Source organism: Porphyrobacter sp. SLTP (assembly GCF_009905735.1).
Lineage (GTDB): Bacteria > Pseudomonadota > Alphaproteobacteria > Sphingomonadales > Sphingomonadaceae > Erythrobacter.
The window spans coordinates 199,709-221,194 of the sequence record NZ_JAAALE010000005.1 but is presented as its reverse complement, the minus strand read 5'-3'; the positions used below and the strand labels follow the sequence as shown (position 1 = coordinate 221,194).

Annotated in this window: 18 protein-coding genes; 8 read left to right on the top strand and 10 right to left on the bottom strand. The window is 64.5% G+C overall.

Annotated elements, in window-relative coordinates:
* The 4 genes from GVM20_RS06390 to GVM20_RS06375 form a co-directional block, all read right to left on the bottom strand.
* Positions 1-945 (bottom strand): helicase HerA domain-containing protein (locus tag GVM20_RS06390; RefSeq protein WP_166546449.1); only part of this gene is annotated, 945 nt, incomplete at its 3' end.
* Positions 946-1,018: 73 nt separating this feature from the next.
* Positions 1,019-1,657: a class I SAM-dependent methyltransferase gene (locus GVM20_RS06385; protein ID WP_166546448.1), complete on the bottom strand. Its 639-nt coding sequence runs from the start codon at positions 1,655-1,657 to the stop codon at positions 1,019-1,021.
* Positions 1,657-2,871 carry a BtaA family protein gene (locus GVM20_RS06380; RefSeq protein WP_166546447.1) on the bottom strand — a complete coding sequence of 405 codons (1,215 nt, stop codon included), beginning with the start codon at positions 2,869-2,871 and terminating at the stop codon, positions 1,657-1,659. The genes GVM20_RS06385 and GVM20_RS06380 overlap by 1 nt, the downstream gene beginning before the upstream one ends.
* A 79-nt stretch (positions 2,872-2,950) precedes the next feature.
* A complete protein-coding gene (locus GVM20_RS06375) occupies positions 2,951-3,913 on the bottom strand; it encodes a threonine ammonia-lyase (protein WP_166546446.1) in 963 nt (320 codons plus the stop codon).
* Between the two features lie 121 nt (positions 3,914-4,034).
* Here GVM20_RS06375 and GVM20_RS06370 point away from each other — a divergent pair, with 121 nt between their 5' ends.
* Genes GVM20_RS06370 through GVM20_RS06360 form a run of 3 tightly spaced genes read left to right on the top strand, consistent with a single transcriptional unit; the run spans position 4,035 to position 6,807 of the window.
* Entirely contained in the window at positions 4,035-5,261 is a 1,227-nt protein-coding gene (locus GVM20_RS06370; protein WP_166546445.1) for a saccharopine dehydrogenase family protein, read from the top strand.
* Entirely contained in the window at positions 5,261-5,614 is a 354-nt protein-coding gene (locus GVM20_RS06365; RefSeq protein WP_166546444.1) for a DMT family protein, read from the top strand. The genes GVM20_RS06370 and GVM20_RS06365 overlap by 1 nt, the downstream gene beginning before the upstream one ends.
* Complete coding sequence (locus GVM20_RS06360; protein WP_166546443.1) at positions 5,614-6,807, top strand: carboxynorspermidine decarboxylase; 1,194 nt, start codon at positions 5,614-5,616, stop codon at positions 6,805-6,807. The genes GVM20_RS06365 and GVM20_RS06360 overlap by 1 nt, the downstream gene beginning before the upstream one ends.
* On the opposite strand, the gene GVM20_RS06355 is transcribed toward GVM20_RS06360, so the two are convergent.
* A complete protein-coding gene (locus GVM20_RS06355; protein ID WP_166546442.1) occupies positions 6,800-7,786 on the bottom strand; it encodes a DUF3137 domain-containing protein in 987 nt (328 codons plus the stop codon). The genes GVM20_RS06360 and GVM20_RS06355 overlap by 8 nt on opposite strands.
* A gap of 67 nt (positions 7,787-7,853) precedes the next feature.
* On the opposite strand from GVM20_RS06355, the gene GVM20_RS06350 reads away from it, so the two are divergent.
* A complete protein-coding gene (locus tag GVM20_RS06350; RefSeq protein WP_166546441.1) occupies positions 7,854-8,411 on the top strand; it encodes a LemA family protein in 558 nt (185 codons plus the stop codon).
* A 212-nt stretch (positions 8,412-8,623) separates the two neighbouring features.
* Positions 8,624-9,829, top strand: a complete 1,206-nt coding sequence (locus tag GVM20_RS06345) for a type III PLP-dependent enzyme domain-containing protein (protein ID WP_166546440.1) — start codon at positions 8,624-8,626, stop codon at positions 9,827-9,829.
* Positions 9,830-10,055: 226 nt separating this feature from the next.
* Here GVM20_RS06345 and GVM20_RS06340 read toward each other — a convergent pair whose 3' ends face one another.
* From GVM20_RS06340 to GVM20_RS06320, 5 genes are all read right to left on the bottom strand, one after another.
* Complete coding sequence (locus GVM20_RS06340) at positions 10,056-10,574, bottom strand: pyridoxamine 5'-phosphate oxidase family protein (protein ID WP_166546439.1); 519 nt, start codon at positions 10,572-10,574, stop codon at positions 10,056-10,058.
* A 156-nt stretch (positions 10,575-10,730) separates the two neighbouring features.
* A complete protein-coding gene (locus GVM20_RS06335) occupies positions 10,731-11,912 on the bottom strand; it encodes an acetyl-CoA C-acyltransferase (protein ID WP_166546438.1) in 1,182 nt (393 codons plus the stop codon).
* 125 nt (positions 11,913-12,037) lie between these two features.
* Positions 12,038-12,487 (bottom strand): MaoC family dehydratase, encoded by a 450-nt coding sequence (locus GVM20_RS06330; RefSeq protein WP_166546437.1) that lies wholly within the window; start codon positions 12,485-12,487, stop codon positions 12,038-12,040.
* A gap of 101 nt (positions 12,488-12,588) precedes the next feature.
* Complete coding sequence (locus GVM20_RS06325) at positions 12,589-13,971, bottom strand: DUF5935 domain-containing protein (RefSeq protein ID WP_166546436.1); 1,383 nt, start codon at positions 13,969-13,971, stop codon at positions 12,589-12,591.
* Positions 13,964-14,188, bottom strand: coding sequence for a hypothetical protein (locus GVM20_RS06320; RefSeq protein ID WP_166546435.1), 225 nt, complete (start codon positions 14,186-14,188; stop codon positions 13,964-13,966). The genes GVM20_RS06325 and GVM20_RS06320 overlap by 8 nt, the downstream gene beginning before the upstream one ends.
* An 88-nt stretch (positions 14,189-14,276) precedes the next feature.
* Here GVM20_RS06320 and GVM20_RS06315 point away from each other — a divergent pair, with 88 nt between their 5' ends.
* From GVM20_RS06315 to gltB, 3 genes are all read left to right on the top strand, one after another.
* Positions 14,277-15,530 carry a TIGR04063 family PEP-CTERM/XrtA system glycosyltransferase gene (locus GVM20_RS06315; protein WP_166546434.1) on the top strand — a complete coding sequence of 418 codons (1,254 nt, stop codon included), beginning with the start codon at positions 14,277-14,279 and terminating at the stop codon, positions 15,528-15,530.
* A 1-nt stretch (position 15,531) separates the two neighbouring features.
* The gene (locus GVM20_RS06310) at positions 15,532-16,506 is read left to right on the top strand and encodes a hypothetical protein (protein ID WP_166546433.1); all 975 of its coding nucleotides are present in this window, start codon (positions 15,532-15,534) and stop codon (positions 16,504-16,506) included.
* Positions 16,507-16,782: 276 nt separating this feature from the next.
* A complete protein-coding gene (gene gltB, locus GVM20_RS06305) occupies positions 16,783-21,423 on the top strand; it encodes a glutamate synthase large subunit (RefSeq protein WP_166546432.1) in 4,641 nt (1,546 codons plus the stop codon).
* Positions 21,424-21,486: the final 63 nt, after the last annotated feature.

Below are 21,486 nucleotides of genomic sequence, written 5' to 3'. Positions count from 1 at the left end.
GGGCGGCACGGCGCGCAAGGCTTGCTCAAGATCGACCGCCGGGCGGGGCGGGGGCGGCGGACGGCGGATGCCCGTGTCGCTGGCCGCTTCGGCCAGCCGATCGGTCAGCAGGGCTTCCATCGCATCGCCATCCGCTTCCGGCAGCGGGAGCAGCCCGCCGCCACCACTGCGGCCGCCGGTACGGACCGGCCCGACATTGACCGCCACCGGACGACGGCTGATCGCCGGGCCGAGGCCGAGGAACTGACCCCGTTGGAGATCGCGGATGCGCTCCGCCTGCCTCCGGTCCATGCCGAGCAGGTCTGCGGCGCGCTGCATGTCGATATCCAGAAAGGTGCGACCCATCAGGAAGTTGCTCGCCTCGGCCGCGACATTCTTCGCCAGCTTGGCAAGGCGCTGGGTGGCCACGATCCCCGCCAGCCCGCGCTTGCGCCCGCGGCACATCAGGTTGGTCATGGCAGACAGTGTCAGGCGGCGGGTGTCGTCACTCATTTCGCCTGCGGCGGCAGGAGCGAACATCTGCGCTTCGTCGACCACCACCAGCGCGGGATACCAATGCTCCCTCGGTGCATCGAATAGCGCGGTCAGGAACAGGGCGGCGCAGCGGATCTGCTGTTCCACCTCAAGCTCGTCGAGCGTCAGCACCACCGAGGCCCGGTGTTGCCGCACGCGCCCAGCCAAGGCTTCGATCTCGCGCGGGGAATAGGCCGCGCCGTCGATCACCACATGGCCGAACGCATCGGCCAGTGTGACGAAATCGCCCTCGGGATCGATCACCACCTGCTGGACCTGCCCGGCGCATTCCTCCAGCAAGCGGCGCAGCAGGTGCGACTTGCCCGAGCCCGAATTGCCCTGCACCAGCAGGCGCGTGGCGAGCAGTTCCTCAAGGTCAATCGTGACCTTTTGCCGCCCTGAATCCTGGCCGATGTCGATATGTGCGCTCACCCGCAAGGGATTAGGGAGGCGGCAGCATCAGGCAAGGGCGAACCCCAAAGTTTTCCAGCGATTCGAACCCCTATCAGGCGCTCAGCACGTGCAGCTGGTAATATCCGAGCGGGCCGCGCCGACTTTCCAGCCGAAGCCCTCGCGCATGGGCAATGCGGGCGGCGACGGCGGGCAGGGTGGTGCGCGGTTCCACGTGAAACCGGGCAAGCCACCTCCTGAGCAGAGTCTGGAAGGGGCCTGGCAGACCCTGAAGGTCCCCGAAGTCGACCACGTGCAGCTCGCCCGCATCAGCCAGCTGCCCCGCCGCGTGATCCAGCGCGCCTTCCCAGTCGGGGATCATCGACAGCGAATAGGACAGCACGATCCGTTCAAACGCCGGTTCGCCCAGCAGCTCCTGCGGATCGAACGCACAGGCATCGCCTTCGCCCAGCCGTGCCTCGGTCCCCAGCGCGGCGCAGGCGCTTTTCAGCATTTCGGCCGAGATATCGAGCCCGAACAAGCGCACCCCCGGCCACGCCTTCCCAACCTTGGCGAGATTGCGCCCCGTCCCGCACGCGACCTCCAGCACCCGCATCCCGGGCCGCGCATCCAGCCTCGCAATCAGTGTGTCACGCCCGAACAGATAGTATTTGCGCGTCAGGTCATAGATGTGCCGCTGCCCGCGATAGACCTCGTCCATCAGCGCGGCGTGAGACGATCCTGCGCTCGCCATCACGCCAGCTCGTACACATGCACGCCGCCATAGATCGAGGAACGATCCCGGCGGGTCAGATCGGCGGAGGTTTCGTCGAGGTAACGCCACTTTGACAGGATCGCGTCATTCAGGCGACCCGGCAGCAGGCTCGGCTCGGCAGCCGTGCGGAACAGCACCCGCGCGCCGGGGCGGCTGGCGCGGGTGATCTTGGCCCACAGGTCATCAAGCTGCGCGTTATTCATCCAGTCCTGCGCGTCGAGCAGCACAAAGCGGTCCATGCTCGCTTCCTCACGCCCGCCAATCCAGTCGACCATATTGGCGCGGGTCACTTCGAGGCGGTCGATCCGCTCCTTCATCGCTTCCCAGTTGCCGCGCTGGAGATAGGGCGGCAGCGGCGCATCGGCCTCACGGCTGTACCCGCGTCCGAACGCCTGCCACGCGAAATAATTGTCCTTCACCGCGAAATCGCAGGCGAGCTTTTCCAGTCGGCGCCGCAGCACTTCGGCCATGCGTTCATCGCCCGCAAGGTGTTCAAATTGCGCGGGCGGAATGCCGAGGCCAAACAGCGAGGCGGGCTGATCGGTCAGCCAGCGGATGAACTTCTTTTCGAACACCGGAGCGAGTTCGCGCTCGAACACCTCGCGCTGTTCCTCCAGCGTTTGCGCTTCGAGCACCTTGCTGAGATCGATCTTGTACAGCTTGGCGAAGACATGCGCCAAGCCGATGAAATTGCCGAGCAAACCCTTCCGGTAGATCCCGCGCGTGAAATAGGAGATGCGCCGACGCCCGCGAATGTCGCGCTGTTCCCAATAGGCGCGGCTGACCCGATCAAGGTGCGGTGCGATCATGGTTGCGTAGACTGCGGCGTTTTCCTTGTGATCGGCGTGGGCGAAGAAGCGGTGGAACCGCTCGTAATTGGGCAGGTGCTTGATCGCCGCGATCTTGAGCCGGCCGAGCGCGACATGCGCATGGTTGAGATCGACGGCGGTGACGCTTTGCGGGCCTGCGGTCAGATAGGACAGCGCGTTGCAACTGCCGCTGGCGATGCACATCACGCGGCTGTCAGGCTGGATGGCGAGGCCCTCCATATCGACCACCGGGTCTTCCCAGATCTGGGCGTAGACCAGCCCCTTGAAGGCCAGCGCAAACGCTTTGTCGAGCAGCTTGTCGCCAACCTTTGCGTCCTTTCGGACAACCGCATCCTCGATGATCCGCTTTGCCTGTGTCGCCATGGGGAGGGGGTGTCCTTACGTAACGTCAGGAGGGGGTCATATGGCGCAAGAATGTCGGCAATGTGACGCTATCCACAGGCTAGTCCGTGCCTCCGATAGTCGCCGCATAGGCCGCCGGATCGGCATTGCCGCCGGTGAGCATGATCACCGTGCCCTCATCCACCGGCACCTTGCCCGCAAGTACCGCCGCCAGCGCCGCTGCGCCGCCGGGTTCGACCACCAGTCTGAGGTTGGCAAAGGCGAAGCGTTGGGCGGCGCGCACCTCGGCATCAGTGACGGCCAAGCCCGGCTCGGCGCGGCCTTGCAACACAGCGAGGTTGATCGGCTTGGTCGCGAGCGGCTGGAGCGCGTCGCAGATCGTCTTGGGGGCATCGGGCGCGGCGGGGACGATGGCTCCGGCGGCGAGCGATTGTCCGACCATGTCCCAACCCACCGGCTCGACCGGGTGGATCGCGCTGTCCGGTGCACCCAACGCCAGCCCTGCCGCAAGGCCGCCGCCGCCGCAGCAGGCGACGATCCGCGAAGGCGCGCGGCCCAGCTGGGCGGCGATCTCGATCGCGGCGCTGCCTTGGCCCTCGATCACCCACGGATCGCCGAAGGCATGAACCAGCGTGCCGCCTCGCTGTTCGATCAGCCGCGCCGCGACCGCATCGCGATCTTCTCCTGGACGCCGGTAGAGCACCACTTCTGCGCCAAGCGCCCTGGTGTTCGCCAGCTTCACCTCAGGCGCATCATGCGGCATCACGATGGTCGCGCTCATCCCCAGCCGCCGCGCCGCCCAGGCCACGCCTTGCGCATGGTTGCCCGATGACACGGCGACCACGCCCGCAGCGCGCTCTTCCGGCGAAAGGCTCACCAGCCGCCACCATGCGCCCCTGATCTTGAAAGCGCCGATGGGTTGCAGCACCTCGGCCTTCACCCACGCCTTCACGCCGCCGATGTCGACCGGCAGCAGAGGGGTAGGGGGCAGGATTGCAGCGACGGCTTGAGCCGCTTGGCGCACGCCGTCTGCGGTCGGCATTCTGACAGTGTCTTGGATCATTTGTCCCCTCGGCTGCGTTGCCCTAGTTCGTTCGCATTGCTTCGTTCCGAAAACCGGTTCCCACTTTTCGGAGCAATGCTCTAAGGCGCGCGCAAGATTCGCATTACGAAAGGTTCCTATCATGTCGGCAGCTAAGTCCAGCACTGTTCTCGTCATCGGTGCGGGCGGGGTCAGCTCGGTCTGCGTCCACAAGATGGCGTTCAATCCGGACATCTTCCCCGAAATCCACCTCGCCAGCCGCACCAAATCGAAATGCGATGCGATTGCTGCCAGTGTGAAGGAGCGCTGCGGGCGCGATATCGCCACCTATGAGATCGACGCCGAGGAAGTCCCGGCGATGGTCAACCTGATCCGCAAGACGGGCGCGGGCCTCGTCGTGAACCTTGCGCTGCCCTATCAGGATCTGCCGATCATGGACGCCTGCCTGGAAGCGGGCGTCGATTACCTCGACACCGCCAACTACGAGCCCAAGGACGAGGCCAAGTTCGAGTATCACTGGCAGTGGGCCTATCAGGACCGTTACAAGGATGCCGGCCTGATGGCGCTGCTGGGTTCGGGCTTCGATCCGGGCGTGACGAGCGTCTTCACCATGTGGCTCAAGAAGCACAAGCTGAAGACCATCCGCCAGCTCGACATCCTCGATTGCAACGGCGGTGATCACGGCCAGCATTTCGCGACCAACTTCAACCCGGAAATCAACATCCGCGAAGTGACCGCTCCCGCGCGGCACTGGGAAAACGGCGAGTGGGTGGAAACCCCCGCCATGTCGAACAAGGTGGCCTTCGACTTCGAAGCGGTCGGCCCCAAGAACATGTATCTGATGTATCACGAGGAGCTGGAAAGCCTCGCCAAGTTCGTCCCCGAACTTGAGCGCGCGCGGTTCTGGATGACCTTTGGCGATCAGTACATCACCCACCTCACCGTGCTCCAGAATGTCGGCATGACCTCGATCGAGCCGGTGCGCTATCAAGGCAAGGATATCATCCCGCTGCAATTCCTCGCCGCCGTGCTGCCCAAGCCTGAAACGCTGGGCGAGACCACCAAGGGCAACACCAATATCGGCGTGATCGCCACGGGCGAAGCGCTGGATGGCTCGGGCGAGAAGACGTTCTACATCAAGAATATCTGCTCGCATGAAGCGGCCTATGAGGAAACCGGCAATCAGGCGGTCAGCTACACCACCGGCGTGCCCGCGATGATCGGCGCGGCGATGATGGTGCGCGGCGATTGGCGCGGGGAGGGCGTGTTCAACATCGAACAGCTCGATCCCGATCCCTTCATGGACATGCTGAACGCGCACGGCCTGCCGTGGACGGTCGAGGAGATGGCCGGACCGGTTGGGTTCTGATGGGCGGAGCCCAGGCCATCCTCCCCATTGCGATGCTCGCCGCCTCGGCGGTCGTTATGAACATCGCGTGGTATTGGCACCTCAAGCACCCCTCGCTTGGCCTGCTGGCGGCGATCGGTTTGGCTTGGGGGATTGCGTTGCTGGAATATTGCCTCGCCGTCCCCGCCAACCGCATTGGCATTCAGTCCTATTCGCTGGCCGAGTTGAAGACCATTCAGGAGGTCCTATCTCTCGGCGGCTTCGTGCTGGTGGCTTGGGCGCTGTTCGGACAGACGCCGGGGCCGAGCCAACTCGCCGGTTTCGCACTCATTGCAGGAGGTGCATTCATGATCTTCAAGAGCCCGCTCGGCTGATGCAAACCAAAGCCGGTGATCCGGGCGCTTTCGCCCATTTCGATCTGTCGCGTGTCGATAGCCCCGCTTTCGTCGTGGATGCGGCGAAGCTGCGCGCCAATTGCCGGGTGCTGGCCGAGGTGCGCGATGCGGCGGCGGCTGACGGCGCGGATATCAAGGTGTTTGCCGCGCTCAAGGCGTTCAGCATGTGGTCGGCCGCGCCGATCATCGGTGAGTATCTCGACGGGGTCTCCACCTCGGGCCTGTGGGAAGCCCGGCTCGCGTCCGAATTCTACGATGGCGAAATCGCGACCTATTCCGCCGCCTTCAAGCCGGAAGAGCTGGAGGAAATTTGCCGCCTCTCCGATCACGTGATCTTCAATTCCCCCTTCCAGCATGAGCGCGCGCGGCTGATCCTTGAGCATGCTGCCGCTAACGGCGCCAAGGTCAGCGTCGGCCTGCGGATCAACCCGCAGGTGCCCACCGGCGAGGTCGCCAAGTATGATCCCTCCGCCCCCGGCTCGCGCCTCGGCTTTCCGCTCGACCAGCTGACCGAAGAGCATATGGAGGGCGTGGAGGGCATCCACTTCCACAACCTGTGCGAACAGGATTTCGAACCGCTCAAAGCGACGTGGGACCGGGTGTTCGACGTGATCGAGCCGTTCTTCGGGCAATTGAAGTGGATCAACATGGGCGGCGGCCACCACATCACCCGCGCCGATTACCAGCGCGAGGAACTGGTGGAGTTCCTCAAGGACGCGGCTGAGGATACCGGCTGCCAGATCATCCTTGAGCCGGGTGAGGCGGTGGCGCTTGATGCGGGCATTCTGGTGGGCACGCTGCTCGACACGATGTTCAACGAAGTGCCGGTCGGCATCACCGACATCAGCGCCACGTGCCACATGCCCGACGTGCTGGAAGCGCCGTATCGCCCGGCGATGCTCGGCGAGATTACGGATGATGACATGATCCCGATCCGCCTCGGCGGCCCGTCATGCCTCGCAGGCGACGTGATCGGCGATTACATCCTGCCGGTGCCTGCCGAACCGGGCGCACGGTTCGCGTTTCTCGATCAGGCTCACTATTCGATGGTCAAGACCAACACCTTCAACGGTGTGGCCCTGCCGTCGATCTGGATGTGGGATTCCGAAACCGACGCGCTCGATTGCATCAAGCGGTTCGACTACGCCGATTTCCGCGACCGGCTCAGCTGAAGTCGCTCGCGGGCGGAAGCTCGCCGCCGATCACCCGCCCGCGTTCGTTCTGGTTGATGGCCAGCGCGAGGCCCGAAATTGCGCTGAATTGCCGTTGGGCGCGTTCGGCGTTGGCCCGGTCGGCGCTGGCGTCCATCGCGCCGCTTTCGAACATATTGTCCGCCTCGACCGCGATGATCACCTCGCCCTTGGTGAACAGCGCGCGCAGTTCCTGCGCCTCGAACGCGCTTTCGAGGCGCAGCAGGTGTTCGATGTAGGTCGGGTGCACCAGCACACGCGCCTCAACCTGATCGTCGCTGTAGAGCGCGAAGGTTTCACCAAACGCCGGGTGCACCTGATCGACCCGGTCCAGCCGGTGGCCATCGAAGCTGACATGATCGCTCGCCCCGCCAAGGCCCAGCCACTTGCGATGCTTGCCGGCGCGTTCGAGCAGGGTGGTGGAGTGGAAGCTGCGGCCGAACGCCATGTGAATCACCGGCCCGCGAAACACTGTCACCCAGCGCCGGTTCTTGCCCGATCCGCGCTGTTCTTCGAGGTGGGTTTCATAAAGGTTGAAGTCATGGCCCTGAAGGCTGCCGTACCAGCGATCTTCAAAGCTTGACCGGTCATAGCTCGGCACCAGGCCATAGGTCCGCGCCGCCTCGAACTCGGCCCCCGGTTCGACCTCGTGGGCATAGGCGACGCCAAAGCTGGCGGCGATGGCGGAGTTGATCCCGATCTTGATCGCCTGCTTGGCGGCATCGATCGGGCGGTAACCCCACCATGCGATCAGCGCCGCAGCGGCGAGCGTGGCGAATAGTCGCAGCTCGACATCGATGGCAGGGCCGAACCACAGAAACGCAAGCACCGGCAAGGCAATCGCTGCACCCCACGTCCAGCGCGACGCCGCCTGCTTCTTCGCGCCCTCGCGCATGTCCGCCTGTCCGGCGAGCCATTGTTCCAGCCCGCTCTGCATCAGGCCGTCGATCCCGTTGCGCATTGCCTCTCCCGCGCGATTCTTTAACCTGTGTCAGCACAAATGGGGCCGTCTGGTAAAGGGGATGACAATGAATTTGATCGGCTTGGTGGCGATTGGCGTGGTTGTCGTAGGGGCGCTGATGGTGATCGGCATCTACAACAATCTGGTCGGCCTGCGGCAAAGCGTGCGCCAGGGCGTCGCCGATATCGACGCGCAGCTGCGCCAACGTCATGATCTGATCCCCAATCTGGTCGAGACGGTGAAGGGCTATGCCGGACACGAATCGGCGACGCTGGAAGCCGTGATCGCGGCGCGCAATGCGGCAGCCGCTGGCACGCCGGATTCGGGGAGCGAGCAGCAATTGCGCGGCGCGCTCGACAATCTGCTGGCGCTGGGGGAGGCCTATCCCGACCTCAAGGCCAGCGCGAACTTTCAGTCACTTCAGAGCGAGCTCGCCGATGTGGAAGACAAGCTGGCCGCCGCGCGCCGCGCGCTGAATGCCGCAGTCGCACGATTCAACGGTGCGCGCGAAGCCTTCCCGGCGGTGCTGTTTGCGAGTAGCCTCGGATTCGCCGAAGCCGATTTCCACCGGCTGGACGCGAGCGAACAAGGGACCGTCGATAAGGTTCCCAAAATCGGGTTCTGACGCGAAAAAAAGGCGGATTTCCGTCACATTGCGGTCGTGCTTGGTGGGGTGTCTTCGAAAAGAAACATTTCACCCCGCCGGGGTGCATTTTTCGTTTGCATTATCCCCCCCAAGCCCTAATTGCGCCCTTCCGCTGCCCCAAGGGGACTTCCAAACCGCAAGGCAGCTTGTCGTTTTATGGTTTTCAAAAACCGTTTTGGGGGTCCCTTGAGTTGCACATTTATCCCGACGCACTGGCTGTAGTTCGCGACCTCCGTCCGGACGAACCCGTCATTCTCAACCGCCCGCACGCCGCGCGGCGCGCCGCTCGTTACTTCGTCGAGAAGTTTCCGGGCAAGGTGCTCTATGCGGTGAAGGCCAATCCGGCGGCTGATCTGATCAGCGTGCTCTGGGATGCCGGCGTGACTCACTTCGACGTCGCTTCGATCACCGAAGTGCGGCTGGTGCGCGGCATTCTGCCGAACGCTGTGCTGTGCTTCATGCACCCGGTGAAGACCCCGGCGGCAATCGCAGAAGCCTATTTCGACCACGGCGTGCGGACCTTCAGCCTCGATACCGTCGAAGAGCTGGAAAAGATCATCGACGCCTGCCGCAACCGTGAAACGGGCGAGGCTCCGCGCGATCTGCGCCTGTGCGTCCGGCTGCGCGTCTCGTCTGAATATTCGGAGCTGAGCCTCGCGTCGAAGTTCGGCTGCGATCTGATCGAAGCGCCCGCCTTGCTGCGGGAAGCCCGTCAGCATTGCGACTGGCTGGGCGTCTGCTTCCATGTCGGCAGCCAGGCGATGACGCCGTTTGCCTTCGTGCAGGCGCTGGACCGTACCCGTGCCGCCATCGCCGAGGCTTCGGTCGTGATCGACATGATCGACGTGGGTGGAGGCTTCCCCAGCGCCTATCCGGGCCTCGAGCCGCCGCCGATGGAAGATTACTTCGCGATCATCGCCAAGCACTTCGAAAGCCTGCCGATCGCTTACAACGCCGAGCTGTGGTGCGAACCCGGCCGTGCGCTGTCGGCCGAGTACAGCTCGATGATCGTGCAGGTGAACAAGCGCCGCGGGGAAGAGCTCTACATCAACGACGGCGCTTACGGCGCGCTCTACGATGCAGCCCACGTCGCATGGCGCTTCCCAGTGAAGGCACTTGAAGACGATCTGATCGAGGAAGACGAGGATTTCGCCTTCTACGGCCCGACTTGTGACGACGCCGATTATATGAAGGGCCCGTTCCGGCTCCCGGCGGATATTCAGGCGGGTGATTACATCGAGATCGGGATGCTTGGCGCGTACGGCGCGGCGATGAAGACCGGCTTCAACGGCTATGGCAATGCCCAGGTCGTAACGGTGCAGGACGAGCCGATGATGAGCCTGTTCAACGGCACCCGCAAGCGCGAGGCGACCGATAACGTGGTGTCGCTGCGCTAAAGCTTTCGGGAAACGACCTCTGTCATGGCAATGCGTATCTCTCCCCCTGTGGGAGAGATACGAAGACTTGGCAGCTTGCTGCCTAGTCGCAGTTGAGAGGGGGCAGGGCCGGAGCTTCGCTCCGGACCCCTCTCCCAACCCTCTCCCGCAAGGGGAGAGGGCCAAGAGTTCGATCCACCAACTCCCGGATCTTGTTTTGCTGCGGTGATTGCCTGAAATCGGGCGCTTACAGGCGCACCTCGGCGACCTTGCCCTCATAATCCTTCTTGGGATCAATCCCGATCAGCATCTTGATCCCCGCCACCAGCGAGGATGCGTCGATCCAGATTTCGGCCTTGTCGGCGTCGAGCCGGATCAGCGCGATCTTCGGGTCATCCTTGCCATCATACCAGGCCGCGACAAAGCGGTTCCACAGCCGGTCGATGGTTGCGCGGTCGCGGGTCGTCGTCAGTGTGCCCTGAACGCTCGCCCACAGATCGTGGCCCTTTGAAGCGAAATGCGCCATCGCGCGGGGGTTGGTGTTCGCCAGTTCGGCCTGCTGGATCATCTGATACAGCGCATTGTCGGTCGAGGTGAAGAACCACACCGGCCCGTGATATTCACCGTCGTCATAAAGCTCGTCTTCGAGCTGGGCCGTCATCGGCCGGGCATGGCCATCTTCGCCCTCGGCCATGCCGAGGAACATCGTCCTGTCGTTTTTCAGGGACTTCCAGAATTTGGTCCGCATCTCCGCGTCGGTCGCCATGGTATTCTCCTTGCCATTGTGCAGGGAGCCCTAGTGCCGACGCGGAGAATTGTTCCGGATCAGGGGCAGTTGATCCGATCGCATCGGACCAACTGCCCCAAGTTTCTGATGCCGCGTTTTCCGAGCCGCCGGGTGTGCCACCCGGCTCGAAAACGCTTAGAAGACCTCGAAGAGACCAGCTGCTCCCATGCCGCCACCAACGCACATCGTGACAACGACATACTTGGCGCCGCGGCGCTTGCCTTCGATCAGCGCGTGGCCGGTGCAGCGGGCGCCGGTCATGCCATAGGGGTGGCCGATCGAGATCGAGCCGCCATTGACGTTGAGAATGTCGTTATCGATGCCAAGCGTGTCGCGGCAATAGAGCACCTGCACCGCGAAGGCTTCGTTCAGCTCCCACAGGCCGATGTCGTCCATCTTGAGGCCGGTCTGCTTCAGCAGCTTGGGGATCGCGAAGACCGGGCCGATGCCCATCTCGTCCGGCTCGGTGCCCGCCACCGCCATGCCGACATAGCGGCCGAGCGGCTCAAGGCCCTTCTGCTCCGCGAGCTTGGCTTCCATCAGCACGGATGCCGAGGAACCGTCCGACAGCTGCGAGGCGTTGCCAGCGGTGATGTTCATGCCCGGGCCCATCACCGGCTGGAGGCTTTGCAGGCCTTCGAGCGTGGTTTCGGGACGGTTGCCTTCGTCCTTGGTCAGCGTGAATTCGCGCTGGCTGACTTCCTTCGTCTCCTTGTCCATCACGTTCATGGTGGTGGTGACGGGGACGATTTCAGCATCGAACTTGCCTGCGGCCTGCGCGGCGGCGGTGCGCATCTGCGACTGGTAGGCGTATTCGTCCTGCGCATCGCGGCTGATGTTGTAACGCTTGGCCACGGTTTCAGCCGTTTGCAGCATCGGCATGTAGACGTTGCCGTGCATGGCGAGCAGCGACTTGTCCATCGCCACGCGCATTTCGGGGGTCTGCACCATCGAGATGGAGTCCTGACCGCCGCCGACGACGATATCCATATTGTCGACGATGATCTGCTTGGCTGCGGTCGAAATCGCCATCAGGCCAGACGAGCACTGGCGATCAATGGTCTGGCCGCTGACGCCGACCGGGCAACCGGCGCGCAGGGCGACCTGACGGGCGATGTTGCCGGCCTGCGTGCCCTGGGTGAGGACCGCGCCCCACACCACATCGTCAATCGCACCCGCTTCGATCCCGGCGCGTTCAATCGCGGGGGCAAGGCTGAGCGCGCCGAGGGTGGCGCCGGGGGTGGCGTTAAAGGCGCCCTTGTATGCACGGCCAATCGGCGTGCGGGCGGTGGAGACGATTACGGCGTCACGTGCCATGTTGGGGGTATCCTTTATCCTAAGCCCCAACCGTCATCCCGGCGAAGGCGGGGACCCAGTGACGGTGAGGGCTGAGCTTGCAGCTCTGGGTCCCGGCCTTCGCCGGGATGACGATGGGTGCTAAATCACACGAAGTATTGCGTGATCCATTCGCAGATCAGGGCGGGCTTTTCCTCGCCTTCGATCTCGATGGTGATCTCGCAGGTCTGCTGCCACTGGCCGGGGCGCTTTTCGACCATTTCGGTCAGCTTCCAGATGCCGCGGATGCGCTTGCCCGCGCGGACCGGCGCGATGAAGCGCGTCTTGTTGCCGCCGTAGTTCACGCCCATCTTCACGCCGTCGATGCGCGGGGCACCGCCCTGGGCGCCGAGATAGGGGATCATCGACAAGGTCAGGAAGCCGTGGGCAATCGTGCCGCCGAACGGCGTCATCTTGGCCATCTCTTCGTTGACGTGGATGAACTGGTGATCACCGGTCGCCTCGGCGAACTGGTTGATGCGTTCCTGGCTCATTTCGGCCCATTCGCTGGTGCCGATAACTTCGCCGACCTTGGCGGCCAATTCCTGCGGGTTCATGGGAGCTCCTCCTCACATTGTGCCGGCGAGATCCCGTGCCCGCCGTGCTTGTCCGTGGGCGGCTTCATGGCGCAACACAAGGGGGAGCGCAACGCTCTGATCTATGCCGCTACGGCACCGCCCATCTTGGCTGCGATGGCCTGCTTGCGCAACGCGCTGCGCTCCAGCAACCCGCGGGCCGAATCGATCCGCGCGCAATAGGTGTTGAGCCCGATCTGAAGGCCGACCAGCATCAGCATCACCGGCTGATAGGCGATCCCCTGGAAGGTCGCGCCGACCAGATAGATCAGCGCCCCCATTTGCAAGGCGGCCGCCAGCGGCGCAATCCAGCGTTCGGCCTCAGCCTCGGCATTCTTCCAGCGGCGCTGGATACGCTCCATCTGCCACAGCCCGATCAGGTGGAGCGCAAGCCAGATGATCAGGCCCGGCCAGCCCTGTTCCCCCAGCATCTCGAAGAACGAGGAGTGATAGGCGCGGCCCTTGTCCTCGACCGGCTGATAGGTCACCGTGGTGGTGTTCCGGTCAGTTTGCTTGACCGGCATCACATAGTTGAACTTGTTGCCACGAAAGGCATCGAACCCGCCGCCCAGCGGTTTCTGCGCGACATAATCGATGGTCCACTCCCACACCGCAATGCGGGTCGATGCGCTTTCATCGCCGCTCGGTTGCGCAAGCGTCGCCATGCGCTCGTAATAGGATTGCGGGAGGAAGGGCAGGGCGGTCAGCCCCAGCACGCCAGCACCGGCAATGAACAGGAAGCGCTGCTTGGTGTACCGCAGCATCAGCCCGCCGAGCGCCGCGATGCACAGCAGGCCGGTGCGCGCTTCGGTGCCGATGGGGACAAGCAGGGCAGCAAAGGTCAGCGCTACGGCGAAGCCCGTCACCAGCCAGTGCGGACGGAAGATCGTGCCATGTTTGACGAACCACCATAGCATCGGGATCAGCCCGATGGCGACCGTCGCTAGCGTCGAGCTTTCATAGATGCCGCTATTGTCGTTCACGAAGAACTTGAGGTTCTGATAGCCCCCGCCGCCCAGGATGGTCTTCATCCCTGTGCCGATCACGATGGTCGCGACCGACAGCAGCAGCACCAGTGCCAGCCCCTCGATCCGGGCGCGGGTGGTGAGGGTGAGGGGGAGGAAGATCGCAAACAGCAGCGCCTTCCACACCCAGTCCCACTTGGTCGCGGCCTCGATCGGGAAATCGGCATGGCCCGTCGTCCAGAAGCAATAGGCCAGCAGCAGCGCCAGCAATCCCTGTCGCAAGGTGAAGCGCGCGCCTTCCTTGCGGTCGAGCGCGACCCAGCCGCCGAACGCCGCAGCAAAGGCGATCAGCGAAACCGGCAGGCTGGCAATTGCGGAATAGCCGATCCGCTGCGGCGCGAGGATGTCGATATAGACATAGAGCAGCACCCACAGGAACGGGCGCCGGAGGCCGAGCACCAGCACGTATCCGATGAAGGCGAGGAAGACGAGGTCAAGCATCGGCGGGTGGGTCACCCTCGGCTTCGTCGTGTCCGTTCAACTTGGCGCGGCGGGCGGCGTTCCGTCCCGCAACGCTGGTCGCCTTGCGGTTGCCCTCGGTCTCGGCCTTGAGTTCGCCGATCAGCGGATCAGCGTCCAACCCGTCGCGCAGCATCAGGCGCAGCAAGGCGATGGCCAGCAGGCCATGTCCAAGAGCAAGCGCGAAATAGTCGATCATAGGTCGGGCATGTCCAGCCGGGGTTTGTGCTGCTTTACGCCCAGCCAGTTGACGCGGCGTTAAGCACGCCTGCGATAGATGAGCGCCTATGACCCGCGTTCTGCATGTGCTCGATCATTCGCTCCCGCTCCACAGCGGCTACACCTTCCGCACCCGCGCGATCCTGAAAGCGCAGGAGGGGCTGGGGCTGGAAGTGCGCGGCATCACCGGGCAGCGCCATAACCTGGAGGCCGTGCTGAACGGCTCGCCCGAGGAAGCGGATGGGCTCACGTTCCACCGCACCCCCGGCACGCCGTCCGGCCCGCCGCCCTTGCGCGAGATGGGCGAGATCGAAGCGCTCACCGCGTCGATCATCGCGCTGGCCGATGAATGGCGACCTGACATCATCCACGCCCATTCGCCCGCGCTGTGCGGCGCAGCGGCGCAGCGGGCGGCGCGGGCGCTTGGCATTCCCTTCGTCTATGAAATCCGCGCCTTCTGGGAGGACGCGGCGGTGGGCAATCTCACCGGCACTGAAGGCAGCATCAAATATCGCCTGACCCGTGCGCTCGAAACGCAGGTCGCCAAGGCGGCCGACGCGCTGTTCACGATCTGCGAGGGGTTGCGGCAGGATCTGGCCGAGCGCGGCATTCCCGACAGCCGGATTCATGTGATGCGCAACGGGGTCGATCTTGACCTATTCGGCGACCCGCCCCCGCGTGATGGCGCGCTGGCGGCCGAACTCGGGATTGCCGATGGCGCGCCGGTGATCGGCTATATCGGCAGTTTCTATGCCTATGAGGGCGTGGATGATCTGATCGCCGCCATGCCGCTGCTGCGCCGTTCGCACCCCGATTCGCGGCTGCTGCTGGTGGGCGCCGGGCCGATGGACGAAAGCTGGCGCGCTGCGGCGGCGAAGCTGCCCGAGCCCGAGGCGGTGATCTTCACTGGCCGCGTGCCGCACGCTGCGGTTGAGCGCTACTATTCGCTGGTCGATGTGCTCGCCTATCCGCGCAAGGCGCAGCGCCTGACCGATCTTGTCACGCCTCTGAAGCCACTGGAAGCGATGGCGCAGCGCCGTCTGGTCGCCGCGTCGAGCGTGGGCGGGCACCGCGAGCTCATCACCGATGGCGAAACCGGCACGCTGTTTGCGCCCGATGATCCGGCCGCCTGCGCCGCCGCGCTCGCCCGGTTGCTTGATGCGCGCGATGGCTGGGAGGCAATGAAGGACCGCGCTGTTTGCCATGTGCGCACCCGCCATGACTGGGCTGCCAATGCCCGTGATTATCTGTCTGTTTACCATCTGTTGGTAGCCCAGAACCAGAGCGGCGCTGCGGGGCGCATGGCCGCCAAGGCAGGATGACGTGACAATGAAGTTCGGGCAGCAGGGTCAACCGAAAGAGCGCGCGCCGCGCAAGGCAACCGGACGCACAGTGGGATCGCTTGTGGCGCACCGGGCTTTTGCGCCCATTCTCGGGCTCTGGGGCACGATGCTGGCCGGTTTGACGGTTATGGTCCTTCCGTCCGCGTTGATCGAACAGGCGCTGGGCGGGACGATGATTGGCGCGTCGGGCCTGCCGCTTCAGCCGATTGTGGCTGCCATTGCGGCGCTTGTGCTGGGCGGTGGATTGTTCGCGATTGCCGCAGGCGCAAGCCTCCGTGCCCGCCGCCGCGTCGGAGAGCCATCCGTTGCAAAGCGCGCGGTCCGCCCGATCGACCCGTTGCGCGATCTTGGCAGCAGCAGCCTTGATGATCCGATTGAGACAACGCCCTTCGCCACGCCGGCTTGGCGCGACGAGGACATGCCGGAACTTGAGCCTGAGCCGCAGACCGTCCCGCGGGAGCTTAATCTGGCCGAATTTGCCGAACTGCCCGGTCGCAATGCGGTGTGGGTGGAAGATGTGGCAGAGCCCGTCGCTCAAAGCGCACCAGAACCTGAGCCCGCACCCGAGCCGCTGCCGGTCGTCGAACCTGTGGCCGAGCCGGTTGCCGACGAACCCGTCATCGACACTCCCGTCACCGCGCTGCGCCAGACCGCGCCGCTGCCCGACCCCGGCACCGCTGCGCTCGCCCGTCTGCGCGCTGTCCCGACAAGCGAGTTGAGCATGGCCGAAATGGTCGAACGCTTTGCTGGCGCGCTCCACGAACACCGCACCAGCCCGCCGACGCGCGCGCTGACCGCCGCCGATCTCGCCGCGCGCGAAGCGGCGCTCGCCGAGGCGTTGAAGGCGCTCGCCGCCCTCAGCGGGGAAAGCACGGGCGATGCGGCCAAGGAACCGCTGCGGGCGGCTTTGGCTCAGCTTCAGACACCGCGCAAAGCCGGCGGCGGAGTGGGCTGAGCCAGAATACTGGCGCAAAAGCTGCAACCAAACCCGGCTGGGCGTGCATCATGCGCAATCTAACGATAGTCTGAATAGGTCTGCGAGAAATATTACTTCGCGCAACCCCATTGCCAAACCCGCTTCCTGTCGGCATGAGGGGGCCGAAAACGGGCAAGAGCAACCCTGAGAGGGGCTGGGCGCGCCCGATAGACCTGCCAAGAGGCGTGTTCCCTGCGTGAGCCAGTCTGCCGCAGAGTTCGCGCCTGTCGGCATCTGACAGATCGGACTTTTGCCATGGGATACCCTTCCTCCCAGGGTCTCTATGACCCCGCCAACGAACATGACGCCTGCGGCGTCGGTATGGTTGCGCATATCAAGGGCGAAAAAAGCCACGCAATCGTTGCGCAGGCCTTGGACATTCTCGACCGGTTGGATCACCGCGGCGCGGTGGGTTCCGATCCGTTGCTGGGCGATGGCGCAGGCATCCTGATCCAGATTCCCGATCCGCTGATTCGCGGCTGGGCCGACGCCCATGGTCACGAACTGCCCGCCCCCGGTGACTATGGCGTCGCCATGTGCTTCCTCCCGCAGGACGATGCCGCGCGCGATTTCGTCAAGGCGCGGATGGAGGCCTTCACCGCCAAGGAAGGCCAGCGCTTCATCGGCTGGCGCGAAGTGCCGACCACCATGGATGGCCTCGGCGCGGCGGTGATCGCCTCGATGCCGGTGATCGAGATGGCGGTGATCGCGCGCGGGGCAATCTGCGCCGATCAGGACGCCTTCGAGCGCAAGCTGCTCACCATCCGCAAGCAGGTGCAGAACCCGCTGGCGCAGCTCGCTGAAAAGCACGGCCTGCCGGGCGTGACCGAAACCTATATCCCGAGCTTTTCGACCCGCACCATCGTCTACAAGGGTCTGCTGCTGGCGACGCAGGTGGGCAGCTTCTACGACGATCTGCGCGACCCGGCCTGCGTCTCGGCGCTGGGCCTCGTCCACCAGCGCTTCTCGACCAACACCTTCCCGAGCTGGCGGCTCGCCCACCCGTTCCGGTTCATCGCCCACAACGGCGAGATCAACACGGTGCGCGGCAACGTCAACTGGATGAACGCCCGCCGCCGCACGATGGAAAGCGAGCTGCTCGGCCCCGATCTCGACAAGATGTGGCCGATCATCCCGCACGGGCAATCGGACACGGCGTGCCTCGACAACGCGCTCGAACTGCTGATCGCGGGCGGATACTCGCTGGCGCACGCGATGATGATCCTCATCCCCGAGGCTTGGGCCGGCAATGCGCTGATGGACCCCGCCCGGCGCGCCTTCTACGAATATCACGCTGCGCTGATGGAGCCGTGGGACGGCCCGGCCGCGGTGTGCTTCACCGATGGCCGCCAGATCGGCGCGACGCTGGACCGCAACGGCCTGCGCCCGGCGCGGTTCTGCGTGACCAAGGACGATATCGTCTGCCTCGCCTCGGAAAGCGGCGTGCTGCCGTTTGCCGAGGAAGACATCGTACGCAAGTGGCGGCTCCAGCCCGGCAAGATGCTGCTGATCGACCTCGAACAGGGCCGCATCATTGAGGATGACGAGCTCAAGGCCGAACTCGCCAATGCCGAGCCCTATGCCGAGTGGCTCCAGCAGGCGCAGTACAAGCTGGAAGACATCACCGATGTCGTGCCGGAACTCGCCGCGATCCCTGCCGAGGAAACCACCCTGCTGCAACGCCAGCAGGCGTTCGGCTACACGCAGGAAGACATCACCCGCTTCCTCGAACCGATGGCCGTCGATGGTGACGATCCGATCGGCTCGATGGGCACCGACACGCCGATTGCCGTGCTGTCCGACCGCGCGCGGCTGCTCTATGATTACTTCAAGCAGAACTTCGCGCAGGTCACCAATCCGCCGATCGACCCGATCCGCGAAGAACTGGTGATGAGCCTCACCAGCATGATCGGCCCGCGCCCGAACCTGCTGGGCCGCGATGCGGGGACGCACAAGCGGCTTGAAGTGCATCAGCCGATCCTGACGAATGAGGATCTCGCCAAAATCCGCTCGGTCGAAGAAGCGCTCGACGGCGCGTTCCGCTGTGCGACCATCGACATGACATGGGATGCCAGCACCGGGGCCGAAGGCCTTGAAATGGCGCTCAAGGAAATGTGCTGGGCTGCGACCGAAGCGGTGTTGCAGGACCACAACATCCTTGTCCTGTCTGACCGAGGCCAGTCCGAAACCCGCGTGCCGATGCCCGCGCTGCTGGCGACGGCGGCGGTGCATCATCACCTCGTGCGGCAGGGCCTGCGGATGCAGACCGGTCTCGTCGTTGAAACCGGCGAAGCGCGCGAAGTGCATCACTTCTGCGTGCTGGCGGGCTACGGCGCGGAGGCGATCAACCCCTATCTCGCGTTCGAGACGATCGAAGCTTTGCGCGTCAAGCGCCATGCCGATCTGCCCGCCTACAAGGTGCAGCAGAACTTCATCAAGGGCGTGGGCAAGGGCATCCGCAAGGTCATGTCCAAGATGGGCATTTCGACCTACCAGTCGTACTGCGGCGCGCAGATTTTCGACGCGGTGGGCCTGTCGACGGCCTTTGTCGAAAAGTACTTCACCGGCACCGCCACCACCATCGAAGGCATCGGCCTTGCCGAAGTCGCCGAGGAAGCGCTGCGCCGCCACGGGCAGGCCTATGGCGACAACCCGCTCTATGACGGGATGCTCGATGTCGGCGGCATCTACCAGTACCGCCTGCGCGGCGAGGAACACGCCTGGACGCCGCAGAACGTCGCGCAATTGCAGCACGCGGTGCGCGGCAATGATCCCAAGAACTACGAGGAATTCGCCAAGTCGATCAACGAGCAGTCCGAACGGCTGCTGACGATCCGCGGCCTGCTCGAATTCAAGAAGGCCGATACCCCGATCCCGCTCGACGAGGTGGAACCGGCGGCGGAAATCGTGAAGCGCTTCTCGACCGGCGCGATGAGCCTCGGCTCGATCAGCCACGAAGCGCACTCGACCATGGCGATTGCGATGAACCGAATCGGCGGGCGTTCGAACACGGGTGAGGGCGGCGAGGAGCCGTTCCGGTTTAAGCCAATGCCGAACGGGGACTCGATGCGCAGCCGCATCAAGCAGGTTGCCTCGGGCCGGTTTGGCGTGACCACCGAATATCTCGTCAATTCCGACGATATCCAGATCAAGATGGCGCAGGGTGCCAAGCCCGGCGAAGGCGGCCAGCTGCCTGGCCACAAGGTCGACAAGCGCATCGGCGCGGTGCGGCACTCGACTCCGGGCGTGGGCCTCATCTCGCCGCCGCCGCACCATGACATCTATTCGATCGAAGACCTCGCGCAGCTGATCCACGATCTCAAGAACGTGAACCCCGTCGCGCGAATCTCCGTGAAGCTGGTGTCCGAAGTGGGCGTCGGCACGGTTGCCGCGGGCGTGTCCAAGGCGCGCGCCGATCACGTCACCATCGCGGGCTATGACGGCGGGACGGGCGCTTCGCCGCTGACCTCTCTGACCCACGCGGGATCGCCGTGGGAGATTGGCCTTGCCGAAACCCAGCAGACGCTGCTGCTCAATGACCTTCGCGAGCGCATTGCTGTGCAGGTCGATGGCGGTCTGCGCACCGGGCGCGATGTTGCCATCGGCGCGCTGCTCGGCGCGGACGAGTTCGGCTTTGCCACCGCCCCGCTGATCGCGGCCGGGTGCATCATGATGCGCAAGTGCCACCTCAACACCTGCCCTGTCGGCGTCGCGACGCAAGACCCGGTCCTGCGCGCGCGCTTCACCGGCCAGCCGGAGCACGTGGTCAACTACATGTTCTTCGTCGCCGAGGAATTGCGCCAGATCATGGCCGAGATGGGCATCCGCACCGTCGCCGAGATGGTGGGCCGGGTCGACTTGCTCGACACCCGCCGGATGGAGCGCCACTGGAAGGCGCGGGGGATCGACCTTGCGCGTATCCTGCATCAGGTGGAAATCAAGGAAGGTGCCTCGCTGCGCCAGCGCGGCACGCAGGATCATGGGCTCGAAGGCGCGCTCGACAATCAGCTGATCGCCGATTGCCGCTCTGCCATCGACACCAAGGCGCCGGTGCAACTCACCTACAACGTGCGCAACGTGAACCGCACGGTTGGCGCAATGCTCTCGGGCGAGGTCGCCAAGGCGCATGGGCACGAAGGCCTGCCGACTGACACGATCCGCATCAACCTGACGGGCGTGGCCGGGCAGAGCTTCGGCGCGTGGCTGGCCCACGGCGTGACGCTTGATCTGGTCGGCGATGCCAATGACTATGTCGGCAAGGGCCTGTCCGGCGGGCGCATCATCGTGCGCCAGCCCGCCGAAGCCCCGCGCAATGCGCAGGACAACATCATCGTCGGCAACACGGTGATGTACGGCGCCATCGCGGGCGAGGCCTATTTCAACGGTGTCGCGGGCGAGCGGTTTGCCGTGCGCAACTCGGGCGCCATTGCGGTGGTCGAAGGCACCGGGGATCACGGCTGCGAATACATGACCGGCGGCGTTGTGGTCGTGCTTGGCAAGACCGGGCGCAACTTCGCAGCCGGGATGAGCGGCGGGGTCGCCTATGTCTATGACCCCGAGGGCGCGTTCAAGGATCTGGTCAACCATGCGCAGGTCGATCTGCTGCCGATCGCAGCCGGGCCGGATGCCGAGGAAGGCACCGGACGCCCCTCGCAGCGTCCGCGCTCGGTCAACGACTTCGGCATGGGCGATATGCTGCGTCACGATGCCGAGCGGCTGCGTATTCTGGTCGAACGCCACCAGCTCCACACCGGCAGCAAGCTTGCGGGCGCGCTGCTGGCCGATTGGGACGCGGCGCTGGGCCGGTTCGTCAAGGTGATGCCGCGCGACTACGCCGCTGCGCTCAAACGGCTTGAGGCCGAGCGCCACGAGGCGGAAAGCGTCGCGGCGGAGTGATTTGCATTTCCCTCGTCATTGCGAGCCGAAGGCGAAGCAACCCATGGACCGAGGGCATGAGTT